General features: G+C 72.5%; 12 protein-coding genes. 5 read left to right on the plus strand and 7 right to left on the minus strand.

What is annotated here, in order from left to right; genetic code table 11:
* Window positions 1–229: 229 nt before the first annotated feature.
* On the minus strand, window positions 230–1720 hold the full coding sequence (locus tag ACFZA0_RS04740; protein WP_391011183.1) for a glutamate synthase small subunit: 1491 nt from the start codon (window positions 1718–1720) through the stop codon (window positions 230–232).
* Window positions 1721–1950: 230 nt separating this feature from the next.
* On the opposite strand from ACFZA0_RS04740, the gene ACFZA0_RS04745 reads away from it, so the two are divergent.
* On the plus strand, window positions 1951–2583 hold the full coding sequence (locus tag ACFZA0_RS04745; RefSeq protein ID WP_391011186.1) for a uridine kinase: 633 nt from the start codon (window positions 1951–1953) through the stop codon (window positions 2581–2583).
* Window positions 2584–2744: 161 nt separating this feature from the next.
* Here the strand turns inward: ACFZA0_RS04745 and corA are convergent, their stop codons facing one another.
* The gene (gene corA, locus ACFZA0_RS04750; protein WP_391011189.1) at window positions 2745–3875 is read right to left on the minus strand and encodes a magnesium/cobalt transporter CorA; all 1131 of its coding nucleotides are present in this window, start codon (window positions 3873–3875) and stop codon (window positions 2745–2747) included.
* A 337-nt stretch (window positions 3876–4212) separates the two neighbouring features.
* Between corA and ACFZA0_RS04755 the strand changes: the two genes are divergently transcribed.
* On the plus strand, window positions 4213–5013 hold the full coding sequence (locus ACFZA0_RS04755) for a methyltransferase domain-containing protein (RefSeq protein WP_391011192.1): 801 nt from the start codon (window positions 4213–4215) through the stop codon (window positions 5011–5013).
* A gap of 49 nt (window positions 5014–5062) precedes the next feature.
* Here the strand turns inward: ACFZA0_RS04755 and ACFZA0_RS04760 are convergent, their stop codons facing one another.
* From ACFZA0_RS04760 to ACFZA0_RS04780, 5 genes are all read right to left on the minus strand, one after another.
* The gene (locus ACFZA0_RS04760; RefSeq protein WP_391011195.1) at window positions 5063–5986 is read right to left on the minus strand and encodes a PfkB family carbohydrate kinase; all 924 of its coding nucleotides are present in this window, start codon (window positions 5984–5986) and stop codon (window positions 5063–5065) included.
* Window positions 5983–6921 carry a pseudouridine-5'-phosphate glycosidase gene (locus ACFZA0_RS04765; RefSeq protein ID WP_391011197.1) on the minus strand — a complete coding sequence of 313 codons (939 nt, stop codon included), beginning with the start codon at window positions 6919–6921 and terminating at the stop codon, window positions 5983–5985. Before ACFZA0_RS04765 ends, ACFZA0_RS04760 begins: the two co-directional genes overlap by 4 nt.
* A gap of 87 nt (window positions 6922–7008) precedes the next feature.
* On the minus strand, window positions 7009–8235 hold the full coding sequence (gene fdhA / locus ACFZA0_RS04770; RefSeq protein ID WP_391011200.1) for a formaldehyde dehydrogenase, glutathione-independent: 1227 nt from the start codon (window positions 8233–8235) through the stop codon (window positions 7009–7011).
* A 247-nt stretch (window positions 8236–8482) separates the two neighbouring features.
* Entirely contained in the window at window positions 8483–9052 is a 570-nt protein-coding gene (locus ACFZA0_RS04775) for a methylated-DNA--[protein]-cysteine S-methyltransferase (protein ID WP_391011203.1), read from the minus strand.
* Window positions 9053–9132: 80 nt separating this feature from the next.
* Window positions 9133–10008, minus strand: a complete 876-nt coding sequence (locus ACFZA0_RS04780) for a glycerophosphodiester phosphodiesterase family protein (RefSeq protein ID WP_391011206.1) — start codon at window positions 10006–10008, stop codon at window positions 9133–9135.
* Between the two features lie 276 nt (window positions 10009–10284).
* Here ACFZA0_RS04780 and ACFZA0_RS04785 point away from each other — a divergent pair, with 276 nt between their 5' ends.
* The 3 genes from ACFZA0_RS04785 (at window position 10285) to ACFZA0_RS04795 (ending at window position 14107) form a co-directional block, all read left to right on the plus strand.
* The gene (locus ACFZA0_RS04785; RefSeq protein ID WP_391011209.1) at window positions 10285–11166 is read left to right on the plus strand and encodes an MHYT domain-containing protein; all 882 of its coding nucleotides are present in this window, start codon (window positions 10285–10287) and stop codon (window positions 11164–11166) included.
* 39 nt (window positions 11167–11205) lie between these two features.
* Entirely contained in the window at window positions 11206–13335 is a 2130-nt protein-coding gene (gene uvrB, locus ACFZA0_RS04790) for an excinuclease ABC subunit UvrB (RefSeq protein WP_391011211.1), read from the plus strand.
* A gap of 193 nt (window positions 13336–13528) precedes the next feature.
* Window positions 13529–14107, plus strand: a complete 579-nt coding sequence (locus ACFZA0_RS04795) for a TerD family protein (RefSeq protein WP_391011214.1) — start codon at window positions 13529–13531, stop codon at window positions 14105–14107.
* Window positions 14108–14189 lie beyond the last annotated feature (82 nt).

Here is a 14189-nt window from a genome sequence, read left to right on the forward strand (position 1 = left end):
CGCGCCCGCCGCCGTCGCCGGGGCGTCGTCGCCTGGGCGCCGTACCTTCCCGGACCCCCCCCGCCCCACCCCCCGGTCCGTGAACTCCCTGCCCGGGCGCCCCTGTTGGCGCCGCCGGGCAGCCCCGCCCCGCCCGGCGCAGGGTCCGCTTGTCCGCCCGTTCCGTGCGGTTCGTTCGCGGCCGCGGCCGCGGCCGCGAATTCGGCTTTCGGTTCCGGTTCCGGTTCCGTCACGCGATCATCGGGCGGTCGTACGGGCCGATCGGCGCGGGCAGCCGGGACGGGATGCCCGTCAGGTAGCTGTCCACCGACGCCGCGACCGCGCGGCCCTCCGCGATCGCCCACACGATCAGTGACTGCCCGCGCGCCGCGTCCCCGGCGACGAACACCCCCGGCACGTTGGTCCCGAAGTCCGGGCCGCGCGCCAGCGTGCCCCTCGGCTCCAGGCCGAGGCCGAACTGGTCGACGAGGCCGTCGTGCCGGTCCGGCCCCGAGAAACCGAGCGCGAGCAGCACCAGGTCGGCCGGGAGGTCGCGGCCACTCTCGTCGAGTGTCCGGCGCCCGGCGTCCACCTCGACCACGTGCAGCGAACGCACGTGTCCCTGGTCGTCACCGTCGAACCGCAGCGTCGACGCCGCGAACAGCCGCGCGTCCGCCTGCGCGCTCGGCGCGGTCCGCAGGTCCCGCGCCTCCTCGTGGGCGGCGGACAGCCGGTAGACCTTCGGATACGTCGGCCAGGGCTCGGTGTCCTCGTCACGCTCCGCCCCTGGCCGGGCGTAGATGTCGAGCTGCGTGACGGACGCCGCGCCCTCCCGCACGGCCGTGCCCAGGCAGTCCGCGCCGGTGTCGCCGCCACCGACGATCACGACGTGCTGCCCGGCCGCGGACAACGGTGACCTCTCCAGATCGCCCTCGCCCACCCGGTTGGCCAGCGGCAGGTACTCCATGGCCTGATGGATGCCGGTCAACTCCCGCCCCGGCAGGTCCAGTTCGCGCCACGCCGTGGCACCCGTGGCGATCACCACCGCGTCGTGCCGGGCCCGCAGCTCCGCCGCCCCGACGTCCTGACCCACGACGACGGAGGTGCGGAACTTCGTTCCCTCCGCGCGCATCTGACCGATCCGCCGCTCCAGGTGGTGCTTCTCCATCTTGAACGAGGGGATCCCGTACCGCATCAGGCCCCCGAGCCTGTCGTCCCTCTCGTAGACCACCACGGTGTGTCCGGCCCGCGTCAACTGCTGTGCCGCCGCCAGCCCGGTCGGCCCCGAGCCGATCACCGCCACGCTCCGCCCCGACAGCCGGTCCGGCACTCTCGGCGGCGTCAGACCGTCCTCCCACGCCCGGTCGGCCACGGCGCACTCGACGTTCTTGATCGTGACCGCGGGCTGGTTGATGGCGAGCACACACCCCGCCTCGCAGGGCGCCGGGCACAGCCTGCCGGTGAACTCGGGGAAGTTGTTGGTCGCGTGCAGCCGGTCGCTCGCCCGGCGCCAGTCGTCGCGCGAGACCAGGTCGTTCCACTCGGGAATCAGGTTTCCCAGCGGACACGCCTCGTGGCAGAACGGGATGCCGCAGTCCATGCAGCGATCGGCCTGCTTCTCGATGATCGGCAGGAGCGCCCCGGGGACGTACACCTCGTCCCAGTCCCGCGCGCGCTCCTCCACGGGCCGGCGGGGCCACTCCTCGCGGGGGGTGGTGAGGAAACCCTTGGGATCGGCCATGGCCGTCTTCCTTGCGTACACCTGCGCACAGGTCTTGCGTCGTCGGGTGGGCTCTCTTCCAGCAACGATACGTCCGGGCGGCCGGGCGCGCAGACCTCGCCGAGCCTCCCCGCCGAGGCTGCGGGCACGGTGGGCGGCGTCGCGGGAGGAGCCGCCGCGCGGCTGGCGACATCGACCGCCGGGACGCCCCCCGTCCCCCTCGCGCGCCCGAGCCGGAGCATCATTGCTCCGTGCGACTCGAAGCGATCACCTGGGACCGGCTCGTCGACGCCCTCGCGGACCGCCTGCTCGACCTCGAACCGAAGGACGGCGGTGCCTGGCCGCGCGTCGCCCTCGACGGAGCCCCCGCCGCCCGTCCGGCGGACCTCGCCGACCGGATCCACGAGGCCCTGCGCGAACGCGGCCGCCCCTCACTGGTGGTCGGCGCCGACGGCTTCCTGCGCTCCGCGTCCCTCCGCCTGGAGCACGGCCACCGGGACGCCGAGGCCTATTACGACGGCCGCCTCGACACCGGGGCCCTGTGGCGCGAGGTCTTCGGCCCGCTCGACCCCGACGGCGACGGGCGGATCCTGCCCGACCTCCGGGACCCCGTCACCGACCGCGCCACTCGCAGCGACTACGTCCAACTCCCGCCCGGTGCGGTCCTGTTGATGCACGGCTCCCTCCTCCTCCACCACTGGTTCCCGTTCGACCTCACCGTCCACGTCCTGCTGTCCGCCGCCGCCCTGCGCCGCCGCACACCCGAGGACGAGCACTGGACCCTGCCCGCCTTCGAGCGCTACGAGGACGAGGCGGACCCCTCCGGCACCGCCGACGTCCTGGTCCGGGCCGACGACCCTCGGCACCCCGCATGGCGCGGCTGACCGGGGAGAGGGGGGCGGGGCAGCCGGGCCGTCGCGTCCCGGTGTGGCGGTGTCCAGGTGCGCCGCCGGGGTGCCCAGCTCCGCGTCCCGGGCGCCCTCCCGCGGGCGGCGGCCGTGCGTCCCGCGCCGACCCGTCGGAACCGTGCGTCCGACGCCGGCGGTCAGAGCCAGCCGTTGCGGCGGAATCCGCGGTACAGCGCGAGACAGGCGACGGCTATCACGCCGAGCACGAGCCCGTATCCGTACCGCCAGTGGAGCTCGGGCATGTGCTCGAAGTTCATGCCGTAGACCCCGCACACCATGGTCGGCACCGCGATCACCGCGGCCCAGGCGGTGATCTTCCGCATGTCCTCGTTCTGTGCGACGGACACCTGCGCCAGATGCGCCTGGAGAATCGAGTTGAGCAGTTCGTCGAAGGACGCGATCTGGTCGATGACCCGCAGCAGATGGTCCGAGACGTCCCGGAAGTAGGCCTGTATCTCCGGCTCGATCACGCGAATGGGCCGCGTCGCGAGGTTGTCGATGGGCCGGCCGAGCGGGACCACGGCCCGCTTCAGTTCGAGCAGTTCACGCTTGAGCTGGTAGATCCGGCCGGGGTCCACGCGCGCGCCGTTCTGCGCGAACACGTCCGTCTCCACCTGGTCGATGTCGTTCTGCATCGAGTCCGTGACGCTCAAGTAATCGTCCACCACATGGTCCGCGACCGCGTGCAGTACCGCGGCGGGGCCCTTGGCGAGCTGCTTCGGGTCGGACTCCAGCTCCTCGCGCAGCGGGCCCAGCGAACCGTGCCGGCCGTGCCGCACCGTGATCACGAAGTCCTCGCCGACGAACACCATGAGCTCGCCGGTGTCCACCACCTCGCTGGTGGCCGTCAGTTGCTCGTGCTCGACGTAGCAGACGGTCTTGAAGACCGCGAACAGCACGTCGTCGTAGCGCTCCAGCTTCGGGCGCTGGTGTGCCTCGACCGCGTCCTCCACCGCCAGCGGGTGCAGGTCGAACAGCTCGGCGATGCCCGCGAACTCCTGGTCCGTCGGCTCGTGCAGACCGAGCCACACGAAGCCGTCCCCGGTCTTGCGCACCCGCCGCACGGCGTCCACCAGGTCCCCGTCCGGGTGGGGGACCCTGACCCCGTCCCGGTAGGTGACGCAGTTGACCACCGACGACCCGAGCGGGGACCTCGCGGGGTGGCTCAGGTCCACCCGCGGCCGCCGCCGGGCCAGCCGCGCGACCTTGCGAAGACCACCCACCCTGCCAAGGCCCGTGACCTTCCGCAGATTTCCCGCCATGGACATCTGGACCCCTCCTCGCTGCATCTCCGGGCGGCGGATTTCCGCGCCGTGGCCTGTCAGTCTGCCAGGCCGGAACACACGCTGAACGGGCCTGTGGGAACGGGGAATTCCGCTTTGTTCCCGGCTGTGGACAACCTGTTCCGGCCGGTCCGGAACCGCATGCGCGCCTGCCCTGCCCGGCGGGACCGTACACCTCCGCCGGTGTTCCGGGCGTCACACGGTCGTGGGCGCAGAGATCCCCCGGACGTGCGGGAAGACCGCCGCGGACCGCGGTGGGTCCGTCCGCTCCGCCGGAGCGTCGGCCGTTCCCGGCGCGGGGCCCGGCTGGGATGATCGGGACATGAAGCAGACCGACGGTTACCTCCTCGACAACCGGCGTCCCGAGGCGGGGGAGCGTTTTGGCGCCTTCGCCACGCTCTTCGACCCCACGACGTTCCGGCACCTCGAAGCGATCGGGGTCGGTCCGGGCTGGCGGTGCTGGGAGGTCGGGGCCGGCGGGACGTCCGTGGTGTCCTGGCTGGCCAGGAAGGTCGGCCCGACCGGCAAGGTGCTCGCCACCGACATCGACACCTCGTGGGCCGCCCCGTCGGCCCGCCCGCACGTCGAGGTGCGCGTCCACGACGTCGCCGCCGAGGAACCGCCGGGAGAGGGATTCGACCTCGTGCACGCCCGGCTCGTCCTGGTCCACGTGCCCGACCGCGAGAAGGCGTTGCAGTCCATGACGGCGGCGCTGCGCCCCGGTGGCCGGCTGCTGGTCGAGGACGCGGACCCCGCCCTCCAGCCGCTGATCTGCCCCGACGAGCACGGTCCCGAGGAGCGGTTGGCGAACCGGCTGCGACAGGGTTTCCGCAGTCTGCTCGCCGGGCGCGGGGCCGACCTGGCCTACGGCAGGACCCTCCCGCGACTGCTTCGCGAGGCGGGCCTGCGGCAGGTGGAGGCGGACGCGTACTTCCCCGTGGCCTCGCCCGCGTGCACGGCCCTGGAGGCCGCCACCGTGCGACAGGTCCGCGGCGACCTGGTCGCGGCCGGGCTCGCCACGGACGAGGAGATCGACCAGCATCTGGCGAACGTCGAGCGGGGCGGCATGGACCTGGCCACGGCCCCGCTGTTCTCCGCGTGGGGACGCAAGGCGCAGGGGTAGCGGGCGCCGCGCGACCGGGGCGCGGGGAACGGATGCCGGACGTCCGCAGTCAGTCCGTTGTCCCGGGCGGCCTGGCCCCGACCGTTGTCACCGCGCGCGCACCCGCCGCGCACCCCTGCGCGGCTGCCTCCTCGGCGTCGGCGCCCCCCAGCAGGGCCGCCAGGAAGGCGCCGGTGAACGCGTCACCGGCGCCGGTGGTGTCGCGGGGCGCGACGGGCACGGCGGGTACGCGCGCGTACACCGCACCGGACCGTGCGAGCAGCGCCCCCTCCGGACCTCGCTTGACCACGACCAACGGCACCCGCCGGCTCAACAGGGCCGCCGCCTCGGCCGGTTCGGGCACTCCCGCGAGCAGACGGGCCTCGGTGCCGCTCGGCAGCAGTACCCCGACCCCGTCCGTCAGCGCCTCGAAGCGGGCGGCACCCAGGTGCTCCAGGAAGCCCGCCGACGCCGGGTCGAGGCTCACCGGCACACCACGCGCGCGTGCGGCACCGACCGCCGCCGCGAACAACGCCCTCGCCGACGCGGAGAACAGCAGGTAGCCCGACAGGTGCAGCCACGCGACCCCGTCGAGCAGCGTGTCGGACCAGTCCGCCGGTCCGAGCCGCAGCGACGCTCCGCTGTCCGTGAGGAAGGTCCGTTCCGCGCCGTCCCCCGTGTCGACGAGGGAGACCACGGTCCCGGTCGGCGTCGCCGGGTCGACGACGAGCAGGGGGCGCACCCCCGACGCGGCCAGGTGCCCCTCGTGCCAGGCCGCGGCGTCCCGTCCCACCCGTCCGAGCAGCCGGACGTCCCGGCAGCCCCAACAGGCGGCCCAGCAGGCCACGTTCGCGCCCGCTCCGCCCGGCAGGCGGTGTATCTCTGCCGCTGTGTCGGTGCCCGCGGCGAGCGGTCCCCGGTGCCGGGCGACGACGTCCGTGATCACGTCCCCGACCACCAGCAGCGCCCCGCGGCCGGCCGGGGCCGGGATCATCCCCCGGTCCAGGCGGCGGCGACACGTCCCGCCAGGCGGACGTTGCCGCGCACCGCCGCCAGGTTCGCCCGCAGCGACGCGCCGTCGGTGTGCCGCACCAGGTGGTCGAGCAGGAACGGCGTCACCGCCTGGCCGCTGACGCCCGCCGCCTCGCACGCGCGCAGCGCCTCGCCGAGCACGCGCGCGTGCAGTTCCGGGTCGAGCTGCTCGTCCTCGGGCACCGGCCGGGCGACGACGAGCGCCGAGGGCGGCAGGCGCAGCGCGTCCTGGGCCCGCATGACGTCGGCGACCTGCTCGGGGGTGTCCAGCGTCCAGTCCACGGGGTGGCCCGAGTCGGCCAGGTAGAAGCCGGGGAACCGGTCCGTGCCGTATCCGGCGACCGCGACGCCCAGGGTCTCCAGACGCTGGAGCGTGGCGGGGACGTCGAGGATCGACTTGACCCCCGCGCACACCACGGTGATCCGTGTCGAGGCCAGCAGCGCCAGGTCGGCGGACTCGTCCTGGCTCACCGTCCATTCGCGGTGCACCCCGCCCAGACCGCCCGTCGCGAACACGCGGACACCGGCGAGCGACGCGAGCAGCGCCGTCGCGGAGACCGTGGTCGCGCCGCTCGCGCCGGACGCCACCGCGAGCGGCAGGTCGCGGTGGCCCAGCTTGCGGATCCCGTCCTCGTTCGCGATCCGCTCCGACTGCTCCTTGCCCAGACCGACATGGGGCCGGCCGTCGAGGACGGCGACGGTCGCGGGGACCGCGCCCTCCGCGCGTACCGCTTCCTCCAGCTCCACCGCCACCTGGAAGTTGCGCGGGCGCGGCAGCCCGTGCGCGATGATCGTGGACTCCAGGGCGACCACCGGCCGTCGTGCGGCCAGCGCCTCCCCGACCTCTTCGGACACCACCAGCACGCGCGTGCCTCCCGTCTGTCGGTCCTCCCTCATCTCTGGCGGGTGCGGTCCTCGGTCAAACCCCAACGCGGCGGCGCGTGTTGGGCAGTGGAGGCGCCCGGTGGTGACCCGTGCGCACGGTCAGACCGGCCGGACGCCCCGGAGCGCGCCGTGCGGGTCGAGTACGTACTTGCGGGCGGCGCCCTGGTCGAACTCGGCGTAGCCGCGCGGCGCGTCCTCCAGCCCGATCACGGTGGCGTTGACCGCGCGCGCGATGTGCACGCGCTCGTGCAGGATCGACGTCATCAGCTGCCGGTGGTACTTCATCACCGGGCACTGGCCGGTCGTGAACCGGTGGCTCCTGGCCCAGCCGAGCCCGAGCCGCACCTTCAGCGTCCCGCTCTTCGCGTCCTCGTCGACGCCGCCGGGATCGTCGGTGACGTACAGCCCCGGGACGCCCAGCGCGCCGCCCGCGCGTGTGATGCCCATCAGCGAGTTGAGCACGGTCGCCGGCGCCTCCTCCGCGTCCGGGCCGTGGGCGCGCGCCTCGAAACCGACCGCGTCGACGGCCGAGTCCACCTCGGGCACGCCGAGGATCTGCGCGATCTGCTCCTCCACGGAGCCGCGGGAGACGTCGACGGTCTCGCAGCCGAAGCTCCTTGCCTGGGCGAGCCGTTCGGGGTTGAGGTCGCCGACGACGACGACCGCGGCGCCGAGGAGCTGCGCCGACGCGGCCGTGGCGAGCCCGACCGGTCCGGCCCCCGCGACGTAGACGGTCGAGCCGACCCCGACCCCGGCGGTGACCGCGCCGTGGAATCCCGTCGGGAAGATGTCGGACAGCATCGTCAGGTCGAGCAGCTTCTCTCGCGCCTGGTCGCGGTCCGGGAACCGCAGCAGGTTGAAGTCCGCGTAGGGGACCATCGCGTACTCGGCCTGCCCGCCGGCCCAGCCGCCCATGTCGACGTAGCCGTAGGCGGCGCCGGGGCGGGCCGGGTTCACGTTCAGGCAGATGCCGGTCTGGCGCTCCTTGCAGTTGCGGCACCGCCCGCAGGCGATGTTGAACGGTACGGAGACGATGTCCCCGACGGACACGAACTCGACGTCCGGGCCGCGTTCGACCACCTCGCCGGTGATCTCGTGGCCGAGGACCAGTCCCTCGGGCGCGGTGGTCCTGCCGCGCACCATGTGCTGGTCGCTTCCGCAGATGTTGCTGGCGAGCACCTTGAGGATCACACCGTGCCGGCACGTGCGGCCGACGTTCTCCGTAGCGACGCCCGGTCCGTCCTGGAGTTCGAGCGTCGGATAGTCGATGGTCCTGACATCCACCGCGCCGGGCTTGAGGTACGCGACTGCCTTGTTTGCGCTCATGCGTGATCGCCGTCCCTTCGGCTCCGTACTTCGGAGGCCTGTGGCTGTGCGCAGGGCGGAGTCTGCTACCGCCTCCGCGACCCGGCCAGCCCCCGCGCGCGTGCGGAAACGCCCCGGGAGCACGGGCGGACGACAGCGGTCACAGCGGGCACAGGGAGGGGGCGACGACGGGCGGTCGGGTACACGCGCGCATACCCGCCGGGGGTAGGGCGGCGGTCGCGCCGGAGGCGCGGCGGGACGCGGCGGCTCAGAACAGCGGTTCCGGGAGCACGCCCTCCAGCGCCAGCAGCTGCCGCTTGGTCTCCAGGCCGCCGCCGAAGCCGCCGATCCCGCCGTCGCTCTCGACGACCCGGTGGCACGGCACCACGACCGGCAGCGGATTGGCGCCCATCGCCACTCCCACCGCCTGCGCGGCACCCGGCTGTCCGACCCGGCCGGCGAGGTCGCCGTACCCGACGACATGGCCGAAGGGCACGCCCGCCGCCAGTTCGCCCAGCACCTGCCGGTTGAATCCGGAGATCAGGGACCAGTCGAGCGGCAGCTCGAAGTCCCGCCGCCCGCCGGTGAAGTAGGCCTCCAGCTGCCGGGCGGTCTCGGCCAGCAGGGGCGAGCCCGGCGCCTCGACGGGTTCCGTCCCCAGCCGGGACGCGAGCCGCGCGAGCGCCCGGTCACGGACCTCCGCCGTGGCGTGGAACACGACGTTCACCAGACCCGCGGGGGTGGCGGCCAGCAGCAGGGGGCCTATCGCGGTGTCCAGCACGGTCCACACGACCTGCTGCCCGTCCCGGTGGTCCTGCCGCTGCCCGTGGTTGTCCATGGGGAAACCGTAGAGGCCCCCACCGACAACGCCGTTCGGCGGGCGCGCACGCCGGTGGGGCCCGGCCCGGGCCGTCGCGCTCAGGACCCGGTCAGCGCGTCGCGCACCACGTCGGGCCGGTCGGTGATGATCCCGTCGACGCCGAACCCCGCGAGGGTGCGCGCACGCGCGGCGTCGTCGACCGTCCACGCGAACACGCGCAGCGGCTGCCCGTGGGCCCCGTCCACCGCGTGCACCGCGGACACGTAGGAGGCGGTCAGGTGCTCGTGGTCGGGGTTGATCAGATCGGCGCAACGCGCGTACCGGGGAAGGTCGGACGCGGCCGGTGTGCCGAGGTACCCGGTGGTGACGGACGGTTCCAGGTCGTGGACGGCGCACAGGCTGTCCGCGCTGAAGCTCTGCACGATCAGCCGGTCCGCGAGGTGATCGGCGTCGAGCCAGCCGCGGTCGCCGAGGGTCTTGAGGATCTGCTGCTCGATGCCCGGGTACAGCTCCGGGTTCTTGATCTCCAGCAGCAGGTTCTGGTGGTTCTCCTCGACCCGGTCCGCGTACTGGTCCAGCGTCGGTACGCGCGTGCCCGCGTACGCCGCGCCGAACCAGCTGCCCGCGTCCAGGCGGGCGATCTCCGCGGCGGTGAAGTCCCCGACCTTCCACGGCGCCCGGTCGGGGAAGACCTGTTCGACGTCGGTGGTGCGCGCGAGGGTGTCGTCGTGCACGACGACGAGTTCGCCGTCGCGGGTGCGCTGGACGTCGTTCTCCACCCACGAGAAGCCGAGCTCCGCCGCCCGGTCCACCGCGGCGAGGGTGTTCTCGGGGCCCAGTGACGAGCCGCCCCGATGGGCGACGACCACCGGCCGGCCGGCGTACTCGGACGCCTGGGGGGAACCGGCGGCCCCCAGGAGGGCCGCCGCTCCCACGAGGGTGGTGGCAGCGGCGGCGACTGCGCGCGCGTGCATGTGAGCTCCTTGCGTCCGGCAGTTACGTACGGGTCAAGTGTGACAGCGGAGAGTGCCGCGGGCCGTGCGAGAGGTGGGCCGGGAATGAACGGAGTTGTCCGGTCGTGCTCGTCGGCGGTGCACATTGGGTCAAGGTCGTGTTGGTTTGCCGGAGAATCGTTCGATCACACAGGTGAGGGTCATACTCTCTGCGTCACCCAGGCTGCCCGAGCGGCCGGGACGGGGGTGCACCGCACGGGACACAGGGCGCGACAAGCGCGGGGAGGGCAGCCGCACATGCAGGGCACGGTCGACGGCTTCAGCTACGGACTCGTCACCCCGGTGGTGGCCTATGTCATGGCCTGCCTCGGAGGCGCCCTCGGCCTGCGCTGCACGAGCCGCTCCATGCTGGTCGCCGGCTCGTGGCGCCCCGGCTGGCTCGCCCTCGGGGCCGGCGCGATCGGCTCCGGGATCTGGACCATGCACTTCATCGCGATGATGGGCTTCTCGGTCCACGACGCGCCCCTGCGCTACGACCGGCTCACCATGTACGCGAGCCTCGGTGTCGCCGTCCTGATGGTCGGCGTGGGCATCTTCATCGTCGGCTACCGCGGCGCCACCGGTACCGCCCTGTTCACCGGCGGGACCATCACCGGCCTCGGGGTCGCGTCGATGCACTACCTGGGCATGGCCGGCATGCGCCTCAACGGCAAGCTGGAGTACAACACCCTCACGGTCGCCGCCTCCGTCGTCATAGCCGTCGTCGCGGCGACCAGCGCGCTGTGGGCGGCCGGACAGGTCAGGGGGCCGCTGTGGAGCGTGGGCGCCAGCCTCGTCATGGGGCTCGCCGTCACGGGCATGCACTACACCGGCATGGCGGCACTCAGCGTCCACCTGCACGGTACCGGCCCCGTCAGCGCGGGTGAGTCCGCCGCGTCGCTGCTCGCCCCCATGCTGATCGGCCCGCTGGCCTTCCTGCTGCTGGCCGGAGTCGTCGTGATGTTCGACCCCACCATGGTCATGGGCAGGCCGGAGCACCGCCCCGCCGAGCACCGGCCCGGCATCCCCGCGCACGCCTCCGCCGGGTACCGGGCGGCCACCGCCCACCACCCCGTACCGGCCCCGCGCCCGCGCAGGCAACCGGGCCGCGGACGCTCCCGCGCCCCGCAGAACCGCTGATCCGAGCAGGTTGTCAGTGGGTGGCCGTACCTTTGAGACATGCGGCCCGTCTCTCACATCGAACGCACGGTGGCGCCCTTCGAGGTCGTCAGCCCCTACCAGCCCAGCGGTGACCAGCCCGCTGCCATCGCCGAACTCGCACGCCGAGTCGAGGGCGGCGAGAAGGACGTCGTCCTGCTCGGCGCGACCGGTACAGGCAAGTCCGCCACCACCGCCTGGATGATCGAGAAACTCCAGCGCCCCACCCTCGTGATGGCGCCGAACAAGACGCTTGCCGCCCAGCTGGCCAACGAGTTCCGCGAGCTCCTGCCGAACAACGCCGTCGAGTACTTCGTCTCGTACTACGACTACTACCAGCCCGAGGCGTACGTCCCGCAGTCGGACACCTACATCGAGAAGGACTCCTCGATCAACGAGGAGGTCGAGCGGCTGCGCCACTCCGCGACGAACTCGCTGCTCACCCGGCGCGACGTCGTGGTGGTCGCCTCCGTCTCCTGCATCTACGGCCTCGGCACCCCGCAGGAGTACGTCGACCGCATGGTCCCGCTGCGCGTGGGCGACGAGATCGACCGCGACGACCTGCTGCGCCGCTTCGTCGACATCCAGTACACGCGCAACGACCTCGCCTTCAGCCGCGGCACGTTCCGGGTGCGCGGCGACACGATCGAGATCTTCCCGGTCTACGAGGAACTCGCCGTCCGCATCGAGATGTTCGGCGACGAGATCGAGGCACTCTCCACCCTGCACCCGCTCACCGGCGAGATCATCAGCGACGACCAGCAGCTGTACATCTTCCCGGCCTCGCACTACGTCGCCGGTCCGGAGCGCATGGAGCGCGCCGTCCGCGACATCGAGCAGGAGCTGGGGGAGCGGCTGACCGAGCTGGAGAAGCAGGGCAAGCTCCTGGAGGCCCAGCGCCTGCGGATGCGCACCACGTACGACCTGGAGATGCTCCGCCAGATCGGCAGCTGCTCCGGCGTCGAGAACTACTCGATGCACTTCGACGGCCGCAAGCCCGGCTCCCCGGCCAACACCCTGCTCGACTACTTCCCCGACGACTTCCTCCTGGTGATCGACGAGTCGCACGTCACCGTGCCGCAGATCGGCGCCATGTACGAGGGCGACGCCTCCCGCAAGCGCACCCTCGTCGACCACGGCTTCCGGCTGCCCTCCGCGCTGGACAACCGCCCGCTGAAGTGGGAGGAGTTCCAGGAACGCATCGGGCAGACCGTGTACCTGTCGGCCACCCCCGGCAACTACGAGCTGTCCCGCGCCGACAAGCCCGTCGAGCAGATCATCCGTCCCACCGGCCTGATCGACCCCGAGGTCGTGGTCAAGTCGACCGAGGGCCAGATCGACGACCTGGTGCACGAGATCCGCGAGCGCACCGAGAAGAACGAACGCGTCCTGGTCACCACCCTCACCAAGAAGATGGCCGAGGACCTCACCGACTACTTCCTGGAACTGGGCATCCAGGTGCGGTACCTGCACAGTGACGTCGACACCCTGCGCCGCATCGAGCTCCTCCGGGAACTGCGCGCCGGCGAGTACGACGTCCTGGTCGGCATCAACCTCCTGCGCGAGGGACTCGACCTGCCCGAGGTCTCCCTGGTGGCGATCCTCGACGCCGACAAGGAGGGCTTCCTGCGGTCGGGCACCTCGCTGATCCAGACGATCGGCCGCGCGGCGCGCAACGTCTCCGGTCAGGTGCACATGTACGCCGACAAGATCACCCCGGCGATGGCGAAGGCGATCGACGAGACGAACCGGCGCCGCGAGAAGCAGATCGCGTACAACAAGGCGAACGGCATCGACCCGCAGCCGCTGCGGAAGAAGATCAACGACATCGTCGCCCAGATCGCCCGCGAGGAGGTCGACACCGAGCAGTTGCTCGGCACCGGCTACCGGCAGGGCAAGGAGGGCAAGGCGGCCAAGGCGCCCGTACCGGCACTCGGCGGCAAGGCCGCGAAGGCGGGGGGCAAGAAGTCCGAGAAGACGGTGCCCACCGATAAGCCCGCCGCCGAACTGGCAGGCCAGATCGAGGAGATGACGCAGCGCATGAGGGCCGCCGCCGCGGAGCTCCACTTCGAGGTCGCCGCCCGGCTGCGGGACGAGGTCGCGGAGATGAAGAAGGAACTGCGTCAGATGAGGGAGGCGGGGCTGTCCTGACGGGCCGCGCCCGCCCCGGCGTACGGGCGGGCGGGGGGAGCCGCGCTCCCCTCGCGGCCTGCCCGGACGCGCTGTGTTGCAAGACCGACACAATGCCCGGTCCGGGGTTCGGCACTGTCAGTCGCTCTGCGTAGGGTTCGGGCATCCGCGTCGCTCCGCGGAAACAGGGGACAGTCCGAGAGGGGATTCAGCCGTGACGGTCAATATGACCAAGGGTCAGGCCATCAGTCTGCAGAAGAACGACGGAGGCAGCCTGAGCGCGGTCCGCATGGGCCTCGGCTGGCAGGCGGCCCCGCGGCGCGGCCTGTTCGGATCCCGCACCCGTGAGATCGACCTGGACGCCTCCGCCGTCCTGTTCGCCGACAAGCAGCCTGTCGACGTCGTCTTCTTCCAGCACCTGGTGAGCGACGACGGCTCGGTGCGCCACACCGGCGACAACGTGGTCGGCGGCGCGGGCCAGGGCGGCGACGACGAGTCGATCATCGTCGACCTCCAGCGCGTTCCGGTGCACATCAACCAGATCGTCTTCACGGTGAACTCCTTCACCGGCCAGACGTTCGCGGAAGTGACCAACGCCTTCTGCCGACTGGTCGACGAGACCAACGGGCAGGAACTGGCCCGCTACACCCTGGCCGGCGGTGGTGCCTACACCGCGCAGATCATGGCGAAGGTGCACCGCTCGGGCACGGGCTGGGCGATGACCGCGCTCGGCTCGCCGGCGAACGGCCGAACCTTCCAGGACCTGATGCCGGCGGTCCTGCCGCTCCTGTAGTCCGCGCCCGCCGCGGGCAGCGGCGCACGCGAACCCTTCCGCTCCGGGGCGCCCGGAGCGGAAGGAACGGGCCGCGGCCCGC

Origin of the sequence: Streptomyces sp. NPDC008150, from assembly GCF_042956945.1 — a bacterium.
GTDB lineage: Bacteria > Actinomycetota > Actinomycetes > Streptomycetales > Streptomycetaceae > Streptomyces.